This window comes from Streptomyces pristinaespiralis (assembly GCF_001278075.1).
Taxonomy (GTDB): Bacteria; Actinomycetota; Actinomycetes; order Streptomycetales; family Streptomycetaceae; genus Streptomyces; species Streptomyces pristinaespiralis.
This window is the reverse complement of the sequence record NZ_CP011340.1, coordinates 7,130,916-7,151,818: the sequence shown is the minus strand read 5'-3', so window position 1 is coordinate 7,151,818 and position 20,903 is coordinate 7,130,916. Positions and strand designations below refer to the sequence as shown.

16 protein-coding genes and 1 rRNA gene are annotated in these 20,903 nt (G+C 71.0%); 9 read left to right on the top strand and 8 right to left on the bottom strand.

Going from position 1 to position 20,903, the window contains the following annotated elements:
• Window positions 1-74 precede the first annotated feature (74 nt).
• Window positions 75-1,600, bottom strand: a 16S ribosomal RNA gene (locus SPRI_RS30665).
• A gap of 578 nt (window positions 1,601-2,178) precedes the next feature.
• Between SPRI_RS30665 and SPRI_RS30655 the strand changes: the two genes are divergently transcribed.
• Together SPRI_RS30655 and ptsP are read left to right on the top strand one after the other, a co-directional pair.
• Complete coding sequence (locus SPRI_RS30655) at window positions 2,179-2,631, top strand: PTS sugar transporter subunit IIA (RefSeq protein WP_005320115.1); 453 nt, start codon at window positions 2,179-2,181, stop codon at window positions 2,629-2,631.
• A 75-nt stretch (window positions 2,632-2,706) separates the two neighbouring features.
• Entirely contained in the window at window positions 2,707-4,377 is a 1,671-nt protein-coding gene (ptsP, locus tag SPRI_RS30650) for a phosphoenolpyruvate--protein phosphotransferase (RefSeq protein WP_005320113.1), read from the top strand.
• A 68-nt stretch (window positions 4,378-4,445) separates the two neighbouring features.
• On the opposite strand, the gene SPRI_RS30645 is transcribed toward ptsP, so the two are convergent.
• Both SPRI_RS30645 and SPRI_RS30640 read right to left on the bottom strand, forming a co-directional pair.
• Window positions 4,446-5,363, bottom strand: coding sequence for a hypothetical protein (locus SPRI_RS30645; protein WP_005320111.1), 918 nt, complete (start codon window positions 5,361-5,363; stop codon window positions 4,446-4,448).
• 122 nt (window positions 5,364-5,485) lie between these two features.
• Window positions 5,486-7,462: an acetoacetate--CoA ligase gene (locus SPRI_RS30640; RefSeq protein WP_005320110.1), complete on the bottom strand. Its 1,977-nt coding sequence runs from the start codon at window positions 7,460-7,462 to the stop codon at window positions 5,486-5,488.
• A 214-nt stretch (window positions 7,463-7,676) separates the two neighbouring features.
• Here SPRI_RS30640 and SPRI_RS30635 point away from each other — a divergent pair, with 214 nt between their 5' ends.
• The gene (locus SPRI_RS30635) at window positions 7,677-10,049 is read left to right on the top strand and encodes a glycoside hydrolase family 31 protein (RefSeq protein WP_053557815.1); all 2,373 of its coding nucleotides are present in this window, start codon (window positions 7,677-7,679) and stop codon (window positions 10,047-10,049) included.
• Window positions 10,050-10,062: 13 nt separating this feature from the next.
• Here the strand turns inward: SPRI_RS30635 and SPRI_RS30630 are convergent, their stop codons facing one another.
• Window positions 10,063-10,569: an NUDIX domain-containing protein gene (locus SPRI_RS30630; RefSeq protein WP_106428475.1), complete on the bottom strand. Its 507-nt coding sequence runs from the start codon at window positions 10,567-10,569 to the stop codon at window positions 10,063-10,065.
• 60 nt (window positions 10,570-10,629) lie between these two features.
• Between SPRI_RS30630 and SPRI_RS30625 the strand changes: the two genes are divergently transcribed.
• The 6 genes from SPRI_RS30625 (at window position 10,630) to glpK (ending at window position 16,154) form a co-directional block, all read left to right on the top strand.
• A complete protein-coding gene (locus SPRI_RS30625) occupies window positions 10,630-11,445 on the top strand; it encodes a M15 family metallopeptidase (protein WP_005320106.1) in 816 nt (271 codons plus the stop codon).
• A 31-nt stretch (window positions 11,446-11,476) separates the two neighbouring features.
• The gene (locus SPRI_RS30620) at window positions 11,477-11,827 is read left to right on the top strand and encodes a DUF962 domain-containing protein (RefSeq protein ID WP_053557534.1); all 351 of its coding nucleotides are present in this window, start codon (window positions 11,477-11,479) and stop codon (window positions 11,825-11,827) included.
• Window positions 11,828-11,905: 78 nt separating this feature from the next.
• On the top strand, window positions 11,906-12,322 hold the full coding sequence (locus SPRI_RS30615; protein ID WP_053557814.1) for a Zn-ribbon domain-containing OB-fold protein: 417 nt from the start codon (window positions 11,906-11,908) through the stop codon (window positions 12,320-12,322).
• Complete coding sequence (locus tag SPRI_RS30610; RefSeq protein WP_053557533.1) at window positions 12,319-13,506, top strand: lipid-transfer protein; 1,188 nt, start codon at window positions 12,319-12,321, stop codon at window positions 13,504-13,506. The genes SPRI_RS30615 and SPRI_RS30610 overlap by 4 nt, the downstream gene beginning before the upstream one ends.
• A gap of 290 nt (window positions 13,507-13,796) precedes the next feature.
• Window positions 13,797-14,558, top strand: a complete 762-nt coding sequence (locus SPRI_RS30605; protein WP_005320101.1) for an MIP/aquaporin family protein — start codon at window positions 13,797-13,799, stop codon at window positions 14,556-14,558.
• A gap of 81 nt (window positions 14,559-14,639) precedes the next feature.
• Entirely contained in the window at window positions 14,640-16,154 is a 1,515-nt protein-coding gene (gene glpK / locus SPRI_RS30600; protein WP_005320100.1) for a glycerol kinase GlpK, read from the top strand.
• A gap of 191 nt (window positions 16,155-16,345) precedes the next feature.
• On the opposite strand, the gene SPRI_RS30595 is transcribed toward glpK, so the two are convergent.
• The 4 genes from SPRI_RS30595 to SPRI_RS30580 are packed head-to-tail and all read right to left on the bottom strand — an operon-like array spanning window position 16,346 to window position 20,615.
• On the bottom strand, window positions 16,346-16,960 hold the full coding sequence (locus SPRI_RS30595) for a GTP-binding protein (RefSeq protein ID WP_005320097.1): 615 nt from the start codon (window positions 16,958-16,960) through the stop codon (window positions 16,346-16,348).
• A complete protein-coding gene (locus SPRI_RS30590; RefSeq protein WP_005320095.1) occupies window positions 16,941-17,345 on the bottom strand; it encodes a DUF742 domain-containing protein in 405 nt (134 codons plus the stop codon). The genes SPRI_RS30595 and SPRI_RS30590 overlap by 20 nt, the downstream gene beginning before the upstream one ends.
• A 4-nt stretch (window positions 17,346-17,349) precedes the next feature.
• Window positions 17,350-17,805 (bottom strand): roadblock/LC7 domain-containing protein, encoded by a 456-nt coding sequence (locus tag SPRI_RS30585; RefSeq protein ID WP_053557532.1) that lies wholly within the window; start codon window positions 17,803-17,805, stop codon window positions 17,350-17,352.
• Window positions 17,802-20,615 (bottom strand): sensor histidine kinase, encoded by a 2,814-nt coding sequence (locus SPRI_RS30580; RefSeq protein WP_053557531.1) that lies wholly within the window; start codon window positions 20,613-20,615, stop codon window positions 17,802-17,804. Before SPRI_RS30580 ends, SPRI_RS30585 begins: the two co-directional genes overlap by 4 nt.
• Window positions 20,616-20,903: the final 288 nt, after the last annotated feature.

The following is a 20,903-nucleotide window of genomic DNA, read 5'->3' as shown; positions in this document are numbered from 1 at the left end:
TGCCGAATAATCAACGTTCCACCCATGAGCAACCGTGCGAGTCATTCGCTCGCAGTCGGCCATGTGCTCCTTAGAAAGGAGGTGATCCAGCCGCACCTTCCGGTACGGCTACCTTGTTACGACTTCGTCCCAATCGCCAGTCCCACCTTCGACAGCTCCCTCCCACAAGGGGTTGGGCCACCGGCTTCGGGTGTTACCGACTTTCGTGACGTGACGGGCGGTGTGTACAAGGCCCGGGAACGTATTCACCGCAGCAATGCTGATCTGCGATTACTAGCAACTCCGACTTCATGGGGTCGAGTTGCAGACCCCAATCCGAACTGAGACCGGCTTTTTGAGATTCGCTCCGCCTCACGGCTTCGCAGCTCTTTGTACCGGCCATTGTAGCACGTGTGCAGCCCAAGACATAAGGGGCATGATGACTTGACGTCGTCCCCACCTTCCTCCGAGTTGACCCCGGCAGTCTCCTGTGAGTCCCCATCACCCCGAAGGGCATGCTGGCAACACAGAACAAGGGTTGCGCTCGTTGCGGGACTTAACCCAACATCTCACGACACGAGCTGACGACAGCCATGCACCACCTGTATACCGACCACAAGGGGGGCACCATCTCTGATGCTTTCCGGTATATGTCAAGCCTTGGTAAGGTTCTTCGCGTTGCGTCGAATTAAGCCACATGCTCCGCTGCTTGTGCGGGCCCCCGTCAATTCCTTTGAGTTTTAGCCTTGCGGCCGTACTCCCCAGGCGGGGAACTTAATGCGTTAGCTGCGGCACCGACGACGTGGAATGTCGCCAACACCTAGTTCCCAACGTTTACGGCGTGGACTACCAGGGTATCTAATCCTGTTCGCTCCCCACGCTTTCGCTCCTCAGCGTCAGTAATGGCCCAGAGATCCGCCTTCGCCACCGGTGTTCCTCCTGATATCTGCGCATTTCACCGCTACACCAGGAATTCCGATCTCCCCTACCACACTCTAGCCTGCCCGTATCGAATGCAGACCCGGGGTTAAGCCCCGGGCTTTCACATCCGACGTGACAAGCCGCCTACGAGCTCTTTACGCCCAATAATTCCGGACAACGCTTGCGCCCTACGTATTACCGCGGCTGCTGGCACGTAGTTAGCCGGCGCTTCTTCTGCAGGTACCGTCACTTTCGCTTCTTCCCTGCTGAAAGAGGTTTACAACCCGAAGGCCGTCATCCCTCACGCGGCGTCGCTGCATCAGGCTTTCGCCCATTGTGCAATATTCCCCACTGCTGCCTCCCGTAGGAGTCTGGGCCGTGTCTCAGTCCCAGTGTGGCCGGTCGCCCTCTCAGGCCGGCTACCCGTCGTCGCCTTGGTAGGCCATCACCCCACCAACAAGCTGATAGGCCGCGGGCTCATCCTTCACCGCCGGAGCTTTCAACCGCAGACCATGCGATCCGCAGTGTTATCCGGTATTAGACCCCGTTTCCAGGGCTTGTCCCAGAGTGAAGGGCAGATTGCCCACGTGTTACTCACCCGTTCGCCACTAATCCCCACCGAAGTGGTTCATCGTTCGACTTGCATGTGTTAAGCACGCCGCCAGCGTTCGTCCTGAGCCAGGATCAAACTCTCCATGAATGTTTACCCGTGATCGGGTGCACATCCGAAGAGCGGAACAACCGGTCGGAATAAGACCGATTGTTCACAGCGTCCTCGCTGTGATTGCCACCCCGCAAGCGGGATGGACTTTTTCAAAGGAACCTCGACCATCCGAAGATGGACGGGGTATCAACATATCTGGCGTTGATTTTTGGCACACTGTTGAGTTCTCAAGGAACGGACGCTTCCTTTGGACCCTTCTCGGGGCCCTCCGGGCGCTTCCCTTCGGTGTTTCAAACACTATCAGGCTTTTCCGGTCCTCCTGACCACCACCCTGCGGACGCCCAGAGGACGTGCAGTGGTTTAGACCAGTTAGGATCTCGCCTTGACAGGTGCTGCCGACAACCCCCGACTCAGCGTCGTGTTGGGGTCCAGCCGAGGTACGAGACTACAACTTCACCGGCAGATGACGCAAATCCCTTCCGGTGCACACCTAGGTCCGTCAACTGGTAGATCAGGGGCGGAACTAGGACTTCTCATGACCTACTCTTCACAGCAGCGCGTCGTCCGGTACAGCAGCGACGGCGCCTGACGAATCTCCGCCCCTGGGAGGCTCCATGACCACCACAGTGACGTCCCCTCTTGCCGGCCGGGCCATCGGTCTCGCGGCCGTGCCCGATCCGGTGTTCTCCGGTGCGATGGTCGGGCCCGGGACGGCCATCGACCCCGTGCGTGAGCCGTCCGAGGCGGTGTCTCCGGTGGACGGCATCATCGTGTCCCTCCACCCGCACGCCTTCGTCGTCGTCGACGACCAGGGGCACGGTGTGCTGACGCACCTCGGTATCGACACGGTGCAGCTCAACGGCGAGGGCTTCGAGCTGCTCGTCAACAAGGGCGACACGGTGCGGCGCGGTCAGTCCGTGGTGCGCTGGGACCCGGCGGCCGTGGAGGCCGCGGGGAAGTCCGCCATCTGCCCGGTCGTGGCACTCGAGGCCACACCCGACTCCCTGTCCGACGTCCGTGAGGACGGGGACGTGAAGGTCGGGGAAAGCCTCTTCGGCTGGCAGTGACCCGCCGACGTCGGTGACGGCGAGTCGGACATCCATCGCGGCGGCCTGGACCGCCGCCCAATCGGAGACGGTGAAATGGAGACAACGCTGCGAGGCGTCGGCGTGAGCCACGGTGTGGCGATCGGCGAGGTGCGGCACATGGGCACGGCGGTTCTCGAGCCTCCGGCCAAGCAGATCCCCGCGAAGGACGCGGAGCGCGAGCAGGGGCGCGCCCGCCAGGCCGTGGAGGCGGTGGCCGCCGACCTGATCGCGCGGGGCAACCTGGCCGGTGGCGAGGCGCAGGCCGTGCTCGAGGCCCAGGCCATGATGGCGCAGGACCCGGAGCTCATGTCCGACGTCGACCGCCGTATCGCCGTCGGCAGCAGCGCCGAGCGCGCGGTGTACGACGCGTTCGCGGCCTACCGGGCCCTGCTGGCGGGGGCCGGTGAGTACCTCGCCGGGCGGGTCGCGGATCTGGACGACGTGCGGAACCGGATCGTGGCGCGGCTGCTGGGCGTGCCCATGCCGGGCGTTCCGGACAGCGACGAGCCCTATGTACTGATCGCGCGCGACCTGGCGCCGGCGGACACGGCACTTCTGGACCCGGCCCTGGTGCTCGGGTTCGTCACGGAGGAGGGCGGGCCCACGAGCCACAGCGCCATTCTGGCGCGGGCGCTCGGGGTGCCGGCCGTGGTCGCGCTGCCGGGTGCGGGCGAGCTCGCCGAGGGCACGCTGATCGCCGTCGACGGCAGCACCGGCGAGATCTTCGTCGAGCCGAGCGACGAGAAGCGGGCGCAGATGGAGCGTGCCGCCGCGGAGCGGAAGGCGGCGCTGTCGGCGTCGAGCGGGCCGGGGGCGACCTCGGACGGGCACAAGGTGCCGCTGCTGGCCAATGTCGGAGGTCCCGCGGACGTTCCGGCGGCCGTGGACGCCGGTGCCGAGGGTGTCGGTCTGTTCCGTACCGAGTTCCTCTTCCTGGACGACAGCAAGCAGGCGCCGTCCGAGGAGAAGCAGGTCGAGGCGTACCGCAAGGTGCTCGAGGCGTTCCCCGAGGGCCGTGTGGTGGTGCGGGTGCTGGACGCCGGCGCGGACAAGCCGCTCGACTTCCTGACGCCGGCCGACGAGCCCAACCCGGCGCTGGGTGTGCGCGGGCTGCGATCGCTGCTGGACCACCCGGAGGTGCTGCGGACGCAGCTGTCGGCGCTGTCGAAGGCGGCGCAGGGGCTGCCCGTCTATCTCGAGGTCATGGCACCGATGGTGGCGGACCGTACCGATGCCAAGGCGTTCGCGGACGCGTGCCGCCAGGCGGGGCTCCGGGCGAAGTTCGGGGCGATGGTGGAGATCCCGTCCGCCGCCCTGCGGGCGCGGTCGATCCTCCAGGAGGTCGAGTTCCTGTCTCTGGGCACGAACGACCTCGCGCAGTACACCTTCGCCGCCGACCGGCAGGTGGGTGCGGTGTCCCGGCTCCAGGACCCGTGGCAGCCGGCGCTGCTCGACCTGGTGGCGCTGTCCGCCGAAGCCGCCAAGGCCGAGGGCAAGAGCTGTGGTGTGTGCGGTGAGGCCGCCTCCGATCCGCTGCTGGCCTGTGTGCTCACCGGCCTCGGTGTGACGTCGCTGTCGATGGGCGCCGCGTCGATCCCGTACGTGCGGGCGACCCTGGCGAAGTACACACTGGCGCAGTGCGAGCGTGCGGCCGCCGCGGCGCGTGCCTCGGACACCGCAGAGGAGGCGCGGACGGCCGCGCAGGCGGTTCTGTCCGGGGAGTAGGCGCTCCCGGCGACGGTGCGGAACGGTTCAGACGGGGCTTCCCGCCGCGGCGGGAAGCCCCGTCTGCGTCAGTGGTGGCTGTCCGGGTCGTCCGTGGTGACGGGGAAGCCCGCGCAGTATTCGACGCCCGGCTCCGGGGACAGCGGGTCGCCGGTGGCCGCGTCGGTGCAGTAGGCGCTGAACACCTCGCCTGCGGTGAGCGGCTCCAGCCTCCCCCGGTGGAGACGCCAGCCGTGGACGCGGTCGGCGGTGTCCGGTCCGCTGGTGCGCAGGACCAGTCCGCCGGTGCCCTCGAGCGCGATGCCGGCTGCGAGGACGGTGACGAACTCGGCGCCTTCCTCCGCGTCGATCTGCGCGGAGGAGGCGGAGGGCGTCGTGCCGCCCTGGGCGTGGAGCACGGCGAGGAGCTGTTCGTCGGGGCCCGGGACGCTGCAGACGAGGTGGTGCTCCCCCGGCCCGGCCACTTCGAGGAGGCGCATCAGGATGTTCGACGCCCGGTCGAAGGCGGACCTGCCGATGTCCTGACCGCAGTCGGCGCACATGCCGAGGTCGGCGAGGAGCAGGGTGGCGTACTCCCAGGTGGCCCGGCGGACGGTCCTGTTGATCAGTTGGGGCAGCAGGTTTCCTAGCGGCTGGCCGGTGTAGGGGACGTTCGCGCCGCGGCCCGCGAGCTCCGCGGTGAATCGGCTGCGGCCCGCGGGGGCGTCGGCGTCGATGCCGGCCTCCGCACAGTATTCGGCGAACTCTTCCGGGTCGAAGAGGGCGACGGACGTGTGCAGTTGCCGGGCGGAGAGGGTTTTCAGCAGTTGCTCGGACTGCCGGAGGTAGGTCGTGTAGTCGTCGAAGGCGAAGGTGCGGTAGCGGCGCATGCGCGTGAAGTCCTGTTCGTCGGCGAGGATGCCGACCGTGCTCGGGACTTCGCGGCGCAGTGCGCGCCGCTGTGCTGCGTCGGTGCCCGCCCGCTTGGACTGCTTGGTGTGCGCCATGCCGATTCCCCCAGTGCGCTGTCGATCATTCGTGACTCACGGTAGTGGGAGGCACTGACAGTCGGCTCCGGCAGCCGCCGGGGGACCCCGGACCCGTCGTACGAGCGGGTCCGGGGCGCGGCTCACGTGCGGTTGCGGGCGATGGCCTCGTAGAAGGCGAGGAGCTCGAGGTTGTCGACGGAGCCCGGGTTGACCGCCTTGGCGAGCGGGGTGCCCTGGAGGAGCCTCTTGACCGGGACCTCGATGCGCTTGCCGGTGAGGGTGTGGGGGACGCCGGGGACCTCGATGATGTCGTCCGGCACGTGGCGCGGGGAGAGGTTCTCGCGGATGGACTGCTTGATCCGGGCGCGGAGGCCGTCGTCGAGCGCGGCGCCTTCCGCGAGGTGGACGAAGAGCGGCATCCAGTAGCCGCCGTCCGGTTCCTCGAGGCCGATGACGAGGGACTCGCGGATCTCCGGGAGGCGTTCGACGACCTCGTAGATGTCGGCGGAGCCCATGCGGACGCCCTGGCGGTTGAGTGTGGAGTCGGAGCGGCCGTGGATGATCACGGAGCCGCGGTCGGTGATGGTGATCCAGTCGCCGTGCCGCCACACGCCCGGGTACATCTCGAAGTAGCTGTCGCGGTAGCGGCTGCCGTCGGGGTCGTTCCAGAAGCGGATCGGCATGGACGGCATCGGGTTGGTGACCACGAGCTCGCCGACCTCGCCGACGACCGGCTTGCCCTCGGGGTCCCAGGACCGGAGGTCGGTGCCGAGGCAGGCGGCCTGGAGCTCACCGATCTCGACGGGGAGGGTGGGGACGGCGCCGGCGAAGCAGCTGCACACGTCCGTTCCGCCGCTGACGGAGGCGATCCACAGGTCGTCCGCGACCTCGTCGTGGAGCCAGCGGAAGCCGTCGGGCGGCAGGGGGGAGCCGGTGGTGGCGACGCACTTGACGCGGGAGAGGTCGAAGTCCCGTCCGGGGTGGACGTCGGCCTTGGCGCAGGCCATCACGTAGGCGGCGGAGGTGCCGAACAGGGTGGCCCCGGTGCGTTCGGCGACGCGCCACTGGGCGCCGGTGTCGGGGTAGCCGGGACTGCCGTCGTACAGGACGACGGTGGTGCCGGTGAGCAGGCCGGAGACGAGGAAGTTCCACATCATCCAGCCGGTGGAGGTGTACCAGAAGAAGCGGTCGCCGGGGCCGAGGTCGCAGTGCAGGCCGATCTGCTTGAAGTGCTCCAGCAGGATCCCGCCCTGCGACTGGACGATGGCCTTGGGCAGGCCGGTGGTGCCGGACGAGTAGAGGACCCACAGGGGGTGGTCGAAGGGGACCTGCTCGAAGACGGGCTCGGTGTCTCCCGCGGTGACCGCGGACCAGTCGAGGGTTCCCTCCGGGGCTTCGGTGCCGAGCAGCGGGATGTGGACGACCGCGCGCAGCGTGGGAAGTTCCCGGCGGAGTTCGGCGACGGTCCCCGTGCGGTCGTGCTCCTTGCCGCCGTAGCGGTAGCCGTCGACGGTGAACAGGACGACCGGTTCGACCTGCTGGAAGCGGTCGAGGACGCTGCGGGCCCCGAAGTCCGGGGCGCAGGAGGTCCACACGGCGCCGACGGCGGCGGTGGCGAGGAAGGCGGTGACGGCCTGCGGGATGTTGGGGAGGTAGCCGCTGACACGGTCGCCGGGGCGTACGCCGAGGGCGCGCAGTTCCGCGGCGAGTGCTCCGACCTGGCGGCGGAGCTCGGACCAGCTGATGGGCGTCGGCTCATGTGTCTCGTCCACATGGAGGAGAGCGGGGTCATGTGCGCGTGCCGGGTCCTGCGCGGTACGCAGGGCGTGCTCCGCGTAATTGAGGGTGGCGCCGGGGAACCACTGGGCGCCGGGCATCGAGCGGTCGCCGAGCACCTGCGCGTAGGGGGTGGAGAAGCGGATCTCGAACCACTCGGCGACCGCCTGCCAGAAGGTCTCCAGCTCTTCGACGGACCAGCGGTGCAGCGCCTGGTATCCCCCCTCGGCGGGAGCCCCGTGGTGCTCGGCCGCCCAGGCCTGGAAGCGGGTGATCCGGGCGGCGGCGATGCGGTCGGGGTCGGGCTGCCAGAGAGGGGCGTGGTTCGCTGCTGAGGTCATGGGGCGGCTCCCGGGCTGGCTCTACGCGGTGTATGCGTGCGCCGCGCACGAGCGGGGTGTGCGCGGACGCGGCTGACAGGACGATGCCATGTGATCGTCATTCGCACCAGGGCGGATCCCCCATGGTCGGCGTGGTGAATATGTGCTCCCACCATGGGTGAACGGCAGTTGAACAGCGCGTCGGGGCCCTCTGCGCGGTGGCAGGGTGAACGGCATGGACGGTCGTGATCTGGTGCGCGCGGTGACAACTCTCGGTACGGCACAAGGACTGCGGGTGATGCGCTCGGCGTGGCGCCGGCACCGGGCCGACGCCACGGGGCTGCCGCCCCGGGGCGCCGAGCGGGCCAGAGTGCCGGGGCCGGCCGAGGGTGCGGAGCCGCTGCCGGGCGGCGGTACCGTCCGGTTCGCCCGTTCCGAGCTGCACATCATCGTGACGGTGGGCGGGGCGGTGTTCCGTGGCTGGGACGGCGCGCGGCCGGAACCGTCGTACGCACTGGCCGGTCCTCCCCCGGAGCCGGATCCCCGGGCCGGGCTGGAGCCGGACAAGGACGGCGGCTGGCAGGTGGTGTCCGAGCGTCTGACGGTCGTCGTCTCGCGGCACGGCGCGGTGGAGATCCGTACGCCCGGTGGTGTGGTGCTGCGCCGGGACCTGCCGCCGCGCTGGTGGGAGCCGGTGGAAGGGGGGCCCGCCCGCTGGGTGCAGCGCAGTGAGATCGCGGCCGACGCGCGGCTGTTCGGCCTCGGTGGCCGTGCGTCGGGCCCCCGGCTGCGTGACGGGACGTACCGGCTGTGGAACACGGCGCCGCGGGCCGGGTTCGGCCCCGGCGACGATCCGCTGCACGTCACGATGCCGGTGCAGACCGTGGTCGCCGACGCGGGCTGCCATCTGGCGTTCCACGACAACACCTGGGACGGCCGCGTCATCGTGCGCGAGGGGCGCGAGGGTGCCGGTTCGGGGCACGACAGGCCGGGCACGGTCGAGGTGCGGATGGACGGCGGGCCGCTGCGCAGCTGGGTGCTGGTGGGACCGCCGGCGCGTGTCCTCGGCGGCTGGGCGCAGCTGACCGGCGCGCCCGCGCTGCCCCCGTCCTGGGCGCTGGGCCCGCAGCACGTACGGCCCGGGGGCGAGGAGGACGTGCGTCGCGCGGTCGACGCCCATCGGGAGCACGGGCTGCCGCTGTCGGCGGTCCACGTCGGCGGCGGCGGGCCACGCCGTGCGCCGGCCGGGCCGGCGGCGGACCTCGAGGGTTTTCCCCGGTTGTCCGCCCTGGCGAAGGATCTCCGTGATGACGGGGTGCGGTTGGTGCGTGCGGTGGGTCCCGCGGTGGGCGCCGGGCCGATGGAGGCGCTGTACGGGCACGGCTCGGCGGCGGGGCTGTTCGTCCGGGACGCGGGCGGCGCGGAGGTGCGGGGTGTGTCCGGCCGGGGCGACTGCGTGTTCCCCGATTTCACGGATCCGAGGGTGCGTGAGTGGTGGGGTGAGCTGTCCGGGCAGGGGGCCTCGGAGGGCTTCGCCGGTATGTGGCTGGACGGGAACGAGCCAGTGTCCTGCACGGTGTTCGCCGGGGCGACGCTTCCCCGTTCGTCACGGCATGTGCTGGAGGGACGTGGCGGCGACCACCGGGAGGCCCACAACGTGTACGGGCTGGCCATGGCGCGGGCCGCGTACGAGGGGATGCGCGGGGTGTTTCCCGAGGAGCGGCCGTTCGTCGTCTCCCGTTCCGGCTGGGCGGGCATGCAGAGGTACGGGGGCGCCTGGGCGGGGGACGTGACGGCGGGATGGCCGGGGTTGCGTGCCTCGCTCTCGCTGGTTCTGGGCCTCGGGCTCTGCGGTGTCCCTTACTCGGGGCCGGACGTGGACGGCGACGACGGGCCGTCCGCCGAGCTGTTCCTGCGCCGGCTCCAACTGTCTTCTTACATGCCGCTGTTGCGTATGCGGGCGTCCGCGTCGCCCTGGGTGTACGGGCCCGAGGTGATGGCGCAGGCGCGGGCCGTACTGGTGGAGCGGAGGCGGCTGGGGCCGTACTTCATGACGCTGGCGCATCTGGCGCGGCTGGCGGGGGCGCCGTACGTGCGCCCCCTGTGGTGGCGTTCGCCCGGGGACCGGGCGCTGCGGGACTGCGAGGACGCGTTCCTGCTCGGCGACTCGCTGCTGGTGGCGCCGGTCCTGGAGCCGGGGGCCGACCGGCGGGCGGTGCGGTTGCCGCGCGGACGGTGGTACGACACGCACTCGGGCCGGCCGTACGACGGCCCCGGGCAGGTGCTGGTGGACGCGCCGCTGTCGCGGATCCCGGTGCTCGCACGGGCGGGGGCGGTGCTTCCGGTGCTCGACGACGGCGGTGCCCAGGGCGACGCCTCACAGGCCGCCGGTACGCGGACAGGCCGGGTCGGGCTGGAGGTGTGGGCGCCGGCCGCGGGCCGCAGGGGCGGCGGGCTCGTGGTGCGTGACGCGGGCGAGGGGTGGGCGGAGCCGGAGATCGAGCGGTACACGTCGCGGCTGGCGGGAGGACGTGTGGTGGTGGAACGGGCCACGGACGACGGGCAGTCGGCGGTGGAGGGGCCGGTGCGGGTGCGGGGCCTGGAATGAGACGTGGGCGGCCTCAGCGGTCGTAGGCGCCGGCGAACCAGTTGCGTACCGCGACGGTGTGCAGCGGGAACGCCAGGGTCTCCACGGCGTGCAGGAGCCGCCGCCCGCCGGTCTCCGCGGTCGGGACGAACGGTGGCAGGGCGGCCGCCGGGCGTTCCGGCAGCAGTCCGAAGACGAGCAGGTGGGCCGGGGAGCTGAGGACGTCCGCGAGCCGCACCTCGTGCTCCGGGACCTCGAGGCCGGTCTCCTCCCGCAGTTCGCGCACGACGGCGTGCCGCCAGTCCTCGCCGTGGTCGATGAAACCGCCGGGCAGGGCGGTGCCGCCGCGGGCGGGTTCGATGCTGCGGGTGATGACGACGAGCCCGGTGCCGTGGGCGGGGTCGCGCACGGGCTGGAGGGCGACGGCGACCGGCAGCGGATTGCTGTAGGCGGTCGTGCCGCAGGCCGGGCAGGTGCGCGGCCGGCCTGCGTCGGCGCCGTAGGGCGCTCCGCAGTTGCCGCAGTGGGAGTCCTTGGACACGCGCGGACTGTATCCGATCACTCTTTCCGCGAGGGGCGGTTACTGATAAACGGTGGGGCCATGACTCGACTTGGTTCAGCTGTCCGTGTTCTGACCGCCGCGGCCGCGGCTCTGCTCTGCGTCACCACGGCGGCTCCCGCCGCCGGGGCCGCTCCGGAGCCGAAGGCGCCACGGGAGTTCGTGGCGTTGCGCACCGTGGCGCCGACGATCATCCAGGAGATGCGCTACACGACGGAGCACAACTTCGTGGGTGAGCCGGTGGACGGTTACCGGCAGCCGGTGTGCATCCTGACGCGCCCGGCGGCGGAGGCTCTGCGCAGGGCGCAGTCACAGCTGCTGCGGCAGGGCTACTCGCTGAAGGTGTACGACTGCTACCGACCGCAACGCGCCGTCGACCACTTCGTGCGGTGGGCCAAGGACCTCCAGGACGAGGAGATGAAGCAGGAGTTCTATCCGAAGGTCGACAAGTCGCGCCTGTTCGCGGACGGTTACATCGCGGAGAAGTCCGGCCACAGCCGGGGCAGCACGGTGGACCTGACGATCGTGAAGCTGCCGGCGGCCCCCACCCGTCCGTACGTCCCCGGTGAGGCGCTCGTGCCGTGCTACGCGCCGCAGGAGGACCGTTTCCCGGACAACTCCGTCGACATGGGGACCGGCTACGACTGCTTCGACACGCTGTCGCACACCGACGACCCACGGGTCGGCCCCGAACAGCGGGCCAACCGTGACCTGCTGCGGGGCACGCTGGCCGCGGTGGGGTTCGTCAACCTCCCCGAGGAGTGGTGGCACTTCACGTACAAGCCGGAGCCGTTCCCCGGCACGTACTTCGACTTCCCCGTCGCCGTGCGTTCGGTGGCAGGGCACCGGGCGGGCTGACGCCGCGCGTCATGACGGCTACGGTGCCGGAATGGCGCAGCAGCAGACGTTCGAGTCGTACGAGGAGTTCTGGCCCTACTACGTCGCGATGCACTCACGGGCGGCGACCCGGTGGGTGCATCTGACGGGCACGCTGACCGGGCTCGCGGTCAGCGTGTACGGGCTGGCGCGGGGGCGGAAGCGGTATGCGGCCGCCCTGCCGCTGATCGGGTACGGGACGGCGTGGCCGGCCCATTTCCTCATCGAGGGGAACAACCCGGCGACGTTCGGGCATCCGGCGTGGTCGCTCCGCGGCGACGTGCAGATGATCCGGATGATGCTGTCGGGGAGGGACGGGGAACTGGCCGAGATCGCCGCCAAGTGGCTGGCGGAGAACCGCTGACGGCCCGCTCCCACCGTGGCACACTTCTGACACACCGTCAGTTCTGCGTGCCGGGGAGGGACCTTGACCCACACACCCGTGGTGACCGGATGGTTCACGGACGGCGGCGAGGAAGGCTTCCGTCTGCTCGGCACCCGTTGCCGGGACTGCTCGTCGGTCTTCTTCCCCCGTGAGGACGCCTTCTGCCGCAACCCGGCGTGCGCGGGTGACGTGCTGGAGGAGGTGGCGCTGTCCGAGCGGGGCCGGGTGTGGTCCTACACCGACGGGCGCTACCGGCCGCCGGCCCCGTACGTGTGTGACCCGGACGTCCCGTGGGAGCCGTACGCGCTGGTCGCGGTGGAGCTCGAGGCCGAGCGGATGGTGGTGCTCGGTCAGGCCGCGCCCGGTGTCCGGACCACCGACCTCGCGGTCGGCATGGAGGTCGAGGTCGTGCCGGGCGTGCTGGCGGACGGCAGCCCGACCTGGCACTGGCGGCCGGTCGGGACCACGGCATGAGCGGCGACGTCGCGGTCCTGGGCGCCGGGATGCACCCGTGGGGCAAGTGGGGCCGCGGTTTCGTCCGGTACGGGACGGCCGCCGCGCGCGCGGCGCTCGCGGACGCGGGTGTCGAGTGGCGGCAGGTGCGGTCGGTGGTGGGCGCCAACACCGTCCGCGGCGGGTATCCGGGCCAGGTGTCGGGGGCGGCCTTCGCCCAGGCGCTCGGCTGGCAGGGCGCCCGCGTGACCAGCGTGTACGCGGCCTGCGCCGCCGGCGCCCAGGCGATCGCCACGGCCCGTGCGCAGATCCTCGCCGGCCTGGCCGATGTCGTCCTCGTCGTCGGCGCGGAATCGGCGCCGAAGGGCTTCTTCGCCCCCGCCGGCGGTGACCGGCCCGAGGATCCCGACTGGCTGCGTTTCCGGATGCTCGGCGCCACGAACCCCGCCTACTTCGGGCTGTACGCCCGGCGGCGCATGGCCCTGCACGGCGACACCACCGAGGACTTCGCGCTGGTCAAGGTGAAGAACTCGGCGTACGGCGCGCTCAATCCGTACGCCCGCTACCGCGAGCGGGTGAGCGCCGAGCAGGTCGCGGCCTCCGCGCCGGTCGCGGACCCGCTGCGGCTCCTCGACATCTGCGCGACGTCCGACGGCGCCGCGGCGCTGGTCCTGTCCGGCATGGACTTCGCCCGCCGGCACGGGGCCACGGACCCGGTCCGCATCCGCGCGGTGTCGACCGTCACCCCCGGCTATCCCCGCCAGGGGCTCGACCTGCCCGACATCGCCACCGACTCCGCCGCGGCACTGCCGCCCGCACGGCCCTTCCGGGCCTCCATCGCCCTGGCCGCCTACGAGGAGGCCGGGCTCGGGCCCGAGGACCTGTCGCTGGCCGAGGTGTACGACCTGTCCACCGCGCTGGAGCTCCAGTGGTACGAGGACATCGGGCTGTGCCCCGAGGGCGAGGGCGCGGCCCTGCTGCGCAGCGGCGCCACCGGGCCGGGCGGTCGTGTTCCGGTCAACCCGAGCGGAGGGCTCGCGTCCTTCGGGGAGGCGGTGCCGGCGCAGGCGATCGCCCAGGTCTGCGAACTGACCTGGCAGTTGCGCGGCACGGCCGGCGACCGGCAGGTTCCGGGCGCGCGTGCCGGGATCACGGCGAACCAGGGGCTCTTCGGCCATGGTTCCGCCGTCGTGGCCGTGCGCTGACCGGCCCTGAGGATCTTGACGTTCCTGGCGGCGGTGTCCAGCACCGCCCGTGAACTGCGCATGCTGTCCGCGACCTTGACGGCCCATCACGGCAGGTGAAAACTGCCTGTTCGTCGGCAGCCCCCGCAGGCCGCCGCACACGCTCACCACGCTCGTCACGGACGCCGGGCATGGCAGGGACCTGCCCTGCCCTCGGCTCCGCAGCCATGGAATCCATGGAACGCACATGGAGCGCGAACCCTGCACGGAGGGCCGGGGCCGGTGTCCCGGGTGAGGGCCAAGGAGCCGCCATGAGCAACTCGGACATATTTCTCGGTGAGGTCATAGGAACCGCGATACTCATTCTCTTCGGCGCCGGCGTCTGCGCCGCCGTCACCCTGTACCACTCGAAGGCCAGGGCAGCCGGCTGGGTCGTCATCGCCTTCGGCTGGGGCTTCGGCGTCCTGGCCGGCGCGTACACCGCCGCACCGCTGTCGGGCGGGCATCTCAACCCGGCCGTGACCGTGGGACTCGCCGTCGACACCGGGGAATGGAGCAAGGTACCGCTCTACATCCTGGCGCAGATGGTGGGCGCGGTCCTCGGCGCCGTACTCGCCTACCTCGTCTACTTCGCGCAGTTCCAGGCCAACGCGGACACCGCCCACGCCCAGCCGACGCTCGGGATCTTCGCGACCGGTCCGGAGATCCGCAAGCCGTGGGCGAATGTCCTCACCGAGGTCATCGCCACGATCGGTCTCGTGCTCCCGCTCCTCGCGTTCGGGAGGAACGACGGCATCGGCATCGGGCAGATCCCCGGGCAGGACGCCGGGATCTACGGCTCGGGCATCTCCATCCTGCTGGTGTCGCTGCTGGTCGTCGGCATCGGTCTCTCGCTCGGCGGCCCGACCGGCTACGCCATCAACCCGGCCCGCGACCTGGGCCCGCGCATTCTGCACGCCGTGCTGCCGATCCCCAACAAGGGGACCTCCGACTGGGGTTACGCCTGGGTGCCGGTGGCCGGGCCGGTCATCGGCGGGCTGCTGGCCGGACTCATCTTCAACGCGGCCTTCTAGGTCTGGGGCCCCCCTGCGCCTCCGGCCCTCCCGCCGGCCGGCCCGGGGCCGATTCCGAAGCCGATCCGACAAGGGGACGCCATGACGGACAGGTTCGTCGCAGCCATCGACCAGGGCACCACGTCCAGCCGTTGCATCATCTTCAACCAGGACGGCGCCATCGTCGCCGTCGACCAGCGCGAACACCGCCAGATCTTCCCGAAGCCGGGCTGGGTGGAGCACGACGCCACCGAGATCTGGTCGAAGGTGCAGGCCGTCGTCGCCGGCGCGGTGGCCAAGGCCGGCCTGCGGGCCGACCAACTCAGCGCCCTCGGCATCACCAACCAGCGCGAGACGACGCTCATGTGGGAGCGGGCCACCGGAAAGCCCGTGCACAACGCCATCGTGTGGCAGGACACCCGTACCGCCGCCCTCTGCCACGAACTGGGCGGCGCCGACGGGCAGGACCGCTTCCGCGACGCCACCGGCCTGCCGCTCGCCAGCTACTTCTCCGGACCCAAGGCCGCCTGGCTGCTCGACAACGTGCCGGGGCTGCGCGCACGGGCCGAGCGGGGCGAGATCGCCTTCGGCACCGTCGACTCCTGGCTGATCTGGAACCTCACCGGAGGCACGGACGGCGGTGTGCACGTCACCGACGTCACCAACGCGTCCCGGACGATGCTGATGGATCTGCGGACCCTCCAGTGGGACGAGGAGATCCTCGCCGCCATGAACGTGCCCAAGGCGGTGCTGCCCGAGATCCGGTCCTCCTCCGAGGTGTACGGGACGGCCGTCGGACAGCTCGCGGGCGTGCCGGTGGCCTCCGCGCTCGGCGACCAGCAGGCCGCCATCTTCGGCCAGGCGTGCTACGACACCGGAACGGCCAAGAACACCTACGGCACCGGCAGTTTCCTGCTCCTCAACACCGGCAACCGGCCCGTCCCGTCGAAGAGCGGGCTGATCACCACGCTCGGCTACAAGATCGGCGACGAGTCGCCCGTCTACTGCCTGGAGGGCTCCATCGCCATCACGGGCGCCCTCGTGCAGTGGTTCCGCGACCAGCTCGGCATCATCCGCTCGGCGGGCGAGATCGAGACGCTCGCCGCGAGCGTGGAGGACAACGGCGGCGCTTACATCGTGCCGGCCTTCTCCGGCCTCTACGCGCCCTACTGGCGCTCCGACGCGCGCGGCGTCGTCACCGGCCTGACCAGGTACGTGACCAAGGCCCACCTGGCCCGGGCGGTGCTGGAGGCGACCAGCTGGCAGACGCGGGAGGTGGTCGACGCGATGTACCAGGACTCCGGCGTGCAGATCACCACGCTCAAGGTCGACGGAGGCATGACCGCCAACCATCTGCTGATGCAGCATCAGGCGGACGTGCTGGGCGTGCCGGTGATCCGGCCGAAGGTGTCGGAGACGACCTGCCTGGGAGCGGCCTACGCGGCCGGACTGGCGACCGGTGTCTGGGCGGACCTGGACGAGCTCAAGACCCACTGGCAGCGCGATGTCGAGTGGTCACCGCGGATGGAGGCGGAGGTCCGCGAGCGCGAGTACCACAACTGGCGCAAGGCGGTGGAGAAGAGCTTCGGCTGGGAGGAGGAGGCCGGCGGGAGCTAGGGGCCGCCGCCCGATCGCCCCTGGTCCCGACGCCCCTGGCCTGTCGGGTCCCGTGCGGCGAAGAGCTCACGGCCCGTACCCCGGTCGGTGGGGGTACGGGCCGTGTCGGTCCCAGGTGCCGGCGGTCGCGGCGTGTCGTCGCAGGCGCCGGCCACCTGGCGGGGCGGCCCCGGCCGCGGCCGGTGGCGGTCTCAGGTGCCCGCGGTCGCGGCGTGTTCGCGGACCTGATCCGCACGGGTCAGCGCGTGCTCGACGACCGCGACGAGGATGTCCTTGACCGACTCGCGTGAGCGCGCGTCGCCCATCAGCAGCGGCACCTCCGGGTCGAGGTCGAGGGCCGCCCGTACGGACTCCTCCGGGAAACGGTTCGCCCCCTCGAAGCAGTTGACGGCCACCGCGAACGGGATGCCCCTGCGTTCGAAGTAGTCGACCCCCGCGAAGCAGTCCTCCAGGCGGCGGGTGTCCGCGAGGACCACCGCGCCCAGCGCGCCCTGCGCCAACTCGTCCCACAGGAACCAGAACCGGTCCTGTCCGGGGGTACCGAACAGATAGAGGACCAGGTCCTCGCGGAGGGTGATCCGCCCGAAGTCCATGGCGACCGTGGTGGTCGTCTTGCCCTCGACGCCGGCGATGTCGTCCACCGGCCGTCCGGCCTCGGTGAGCGTCTCCTCCGTGCGCAGCGGTTTGATCTCGCTGACCGCACCCACCAGGGTGGTCTTGCCGACGCCGAAGCCGCCTGCCACCAGGATCTTCAGCGTCACCGGCTCGATCGGCGCCTTGCGGCGGCTAGAGCGCCCGAAGACCATTGATCACCTCGCGGAGAATGCTCACGTCCGGCAGTTCGGCCGGCGGAACGGGACGGGTTACGTGTACGAGTGCGTCGTCGACGAGGTCACCGACGAGGACGCGGACCACACCGACCGGCAGGTCGAGACCGGCCGCCAGTTCGGCGATGGACTGGGGGGTGCTGCCACAGCGTTCGACGATCTCGACGTGTTCCGGCGAGAGCGTCTGGTCACGGCCCGGGTCGTCGGCCGCGGCCTCCGGCACGACCAGGGCGATCAGGTCGAGGCGGTGGCGGCCGGCATGGCTGGTGCGGCCGCGGGTCATCGCGTACGGGCGCACCACCGGGCCGGCGTCGGCGTCGATCCAGTGGTGCGACCTGCGGCCGTGCCGCAGCGATTCACTCATCGCCTCACCCTCCGGCGGCCTGACCGGTCCGTGGCGCCGTGACGAGGTGCGCTCCGACGCGCTTGACCATGAGCGTCATCTCGTACGCCACCTGCCCCACGTCGGAGTCGGCGTCCGCGAAGACGGCCAGGCAGCTGCCGTCCCCCGCGGCGGTGACGAACAGGAACGCCTCGTCGAGCTCGACGACGGTCTGGCGGACCTGACCCGCGTCGAAGTGGCGGCCGACTCCCTTGGCCAGGCTGTGGAAGCCGGACGCGACGGCGGCGAGATGCTCGCTGTCCTCACGGGTGAGCTCCCGGGAGGTGCCGGTGGCAAGGCCGTCGCTGGAGAGCACCAGGGCCTTGCGGATACTGGCGACGCGGTCCACCAGCTCGTCGAGGAGCCAGTTGAGCCCACCCGGGCGCTGTGCCCCGAACCGGTCCCCTGTGGCGTCCGTTGCTGCGGCGTGCGGTGCGGTCATCGACCGTCCCCCTCCGATGTCGATCCTGGTGCGGTCCGGCCGTCGCCGACGGCCGGGTCGGTGCCTTGTTCTGCCGCGGCTTCCTCGGCGTTGCGGCGGCGGCCGCGCTGCCAGCCGCGCTGCATGGAGGCCATGCGGCTGCGGACCTCCTCCGCGTCGCGCTCCGGCTCCCCCGCTTCCGGTGAGGCGGCGCCCGGCCCTGCGGCGGAGCCCGACGCACGGAGCTGGGGCGCGAGGCTGGCCTGCCGTACGCGGCGGGGCAGGCCGTCGAGCAGCGGCGCGGTGTCGCCGTCGGACTGCCGCGCCGGCCACGGTGGTGCCCCGTCGCCGGACGGCGGCACGGGCGCCGGACCGGACACGGGCCCGGACCTGCCCCGCTCGCGGCGCTCGGCCGTGAGTGGCGTGGGCGCCGCCGACAGCGGCGGCCTCGCGAACGGGGTGGGCTCCACGGCCCGCCCGGAATCCGGTGTCGGATGGCCCCGGCCGTCGGTTGCTCGCTCGTCGACCCTGCGGCCGTGATCGGCGACGAGTGTCGGGGGCCTGCGCCGCGGGAGGGGCACCGGGCCGGCGCGGTGCTCCTCCGACCGCTCCCGTGCCTGCTGGTGCTGCTCGCCCGTCGCCTCGCCGCGGCGCCGCGGGCGGAAGATGCCGCCCCGCTCGCTCTCACTGTCCTCGAGGTCGGCGAGGCGGCCGGGGTCCGCGGGCAGTGTCGGGTCGTCGCCGAGCAGCGAGCGGTCGCGCTCGTCGGGGCCCAGCGCGCCGATCGGGGCCTCCAGCTCGACGGGGCCGTCCAGGACGGCCGCACCCCCGAGGCCGCTGGGCAGCTTCGTCAGGGCCGGCTGCCTGCCGTCGCCGCGCCTGCCGGCGGCACTCTCGCTCTTGCGGTCGAGCCGGAAGCCGGTGCCCTGGGTCTCCGGCGCCTCTGTGAGCAGGGCCGCCGGTATGAAGACCACGGCGGTCGTGCCGCCGTACGGGGACTGCTGGAGCGAGACCCGGACGTTCTGGCGCTGGGCGAGGCGGCTGACGACGAACAGGCCGAGCCGGTCGGTGTCGGAGAGCTCGAACTCAGGTGTCTCCGCGAGGCGCAGGTTGGCCTCGAGGAGGGCGTCGGCCGCCATGCCGAGACCGCGGTCGTGGATCTCGAGGGTGAAACCGTTGGCGACCCGCTCGCCGAGGACCTGGACGCCGGTGTGCGGCGGCGAGAACACCGTGGCGTTCTCGAGGAGTTCGGCTATGAGGTGGGTGAGGTCCGCGACGGCGGGGCCGCCGACGCCGATGCGCGGCAGCCTGCGCACCTCGATGCGCTCGTAGTCCTCGACCTCGGCGACCGCGGCACGCACCACGTCCATCAGCTGGATGGGCTTGCGCCACTGCCGTGAGGGAGCCGCGCCCGAGAGGATGACCAGGCCTTCCGCGTGGCGCCGCATACGGGTGGTGAGGTGGTCGAGCCGGAAGAGGTCGGCCAGTTCCTCGGTGTCCTCCGTGCGCCGCTCCATGGTGTCGAGGAGCGAGAGCTGACGGTGGAGCAGGACCTGGTTGCGGCGGGCGAGGTTGACGAACACCTCGGAGACTCCGCGCCGCATGTCCGCCTGGCGCACCGCGGCCTCGACCGCCGCCCGCTGGAGGGTGTTGAGGGCCTGTCCGGCCTGGCCTATCTCGTCCTTCTCGTACTCGAGCCGCGGGGCCTCCGTCTCGACGTCGACGTGCTCTCCGGCGGCGAGGCGGCGCATGACGCTGGGCAGCCGCACTCCGGAGACCTCGTGGGCCTCCTTGCGCAGCCGGGAGAGGTCGCGGACCAGGTCGCGGCCGATGCGGACGGACACGATGACGGAGACGAGCAGGGCGAGGAAGCCGAGCACGCCCGCCACGCCCGCCTTGACGAGGACACCGTACGCGGCGGGTTCGACCCGGTCCTGGTAGCGGTCGCGGGCGTCCGCGGCCTCTCGGTCGAGGTTGTCGAGGACCGGGGTGGCGGCCTGTTGCCAGCGCTCGGCCTCCGACGGCGGGAGCCCTTCGGAGGGCCCGGCGGCGATGATGCGTTCCTCCGCGTCGCGCAGGGGCGCCGTCTCGGGGCTGCGCCAGTACTGCTGGAACGTCCCCCGGTCGCGGGCGGGCAGCATCTCGAGGTTGGTCTCGTAGTAGACCTGCCGATGGGCGGCGTGGTCGCTGAGTTCGCGGATCTCCCGGGCCGTCGTCTTCCGGGTCGTCAGCGCGGAGGCGATCAGGGCATCCTCGCGGGAGAGCATCTCGCGGGCGCGGGAGAGGCCGACCAGCGCGCGGCCCTGTCGTTCGAGCTCGACGTCGTCGAGGGCGTGCAGCGTCAGCAGGAACCCGTGCGACGGCTCGATGAGGCCGTTGTAGAACTCGAGCGCCTGTGCGCGGGTCACGGTGTTCGTGTCCACGGACCGGCGCAGGGCGTCGAGCCCGTCGAACGCCTCCATCAGAGAGGTCAGCCGGCGCGACGAGTCGGAGGTCAGGTCCTCGCGGACCGAGGACGACTGCGCGTTGCGGCGCACGGCGGCGACGGCGGTGTCGGTGGCCGAACGGCGGGTGTTCATGGTCTGCTGCGCGCCGGAGGCACGCCGGTCCGCGAGGTAGACGAGTGTCTGCCGGCGTTCCTGCTGGATGACGTCGATGGTGTCCTCGACGGGCATGCCGACCTTCTCCGCGACGGAACTCGCCGCCAGCAGCTGATTCGCCTCACGACCGGTCAGTACGGTGGCGAAGCCCCACAGGGCCGTCAGCGACAGCAGCGGGACGAGCAGCAGCGCCACGATCTTCCGGCGGATGGACTTCCCGCGAAAGCGCATGGCCTCCCCCTGCTCGACCCGAACGGTGCGGGTGGTGTTCCGTCAGCAAACGGCGTGAGCCTACTACTGCCGCACAGGCAACTCGAAGACACGTCCGGACGGTTTTCGGCCTTCGTCACGCCGTCTGATCATGGGATGTCCCGGTATTCATGGAGATGGCGTTACCGGGAGTACCGGGCGACGGCGTCGGCACGTCGTTTTCGTGACCCGGGCAGATGGCTGGATCTCTTCGCTCCCCGGGAATCATCACGCCTGGTCGTACGTCATTCCTTGCGGGGGTACCGGGGG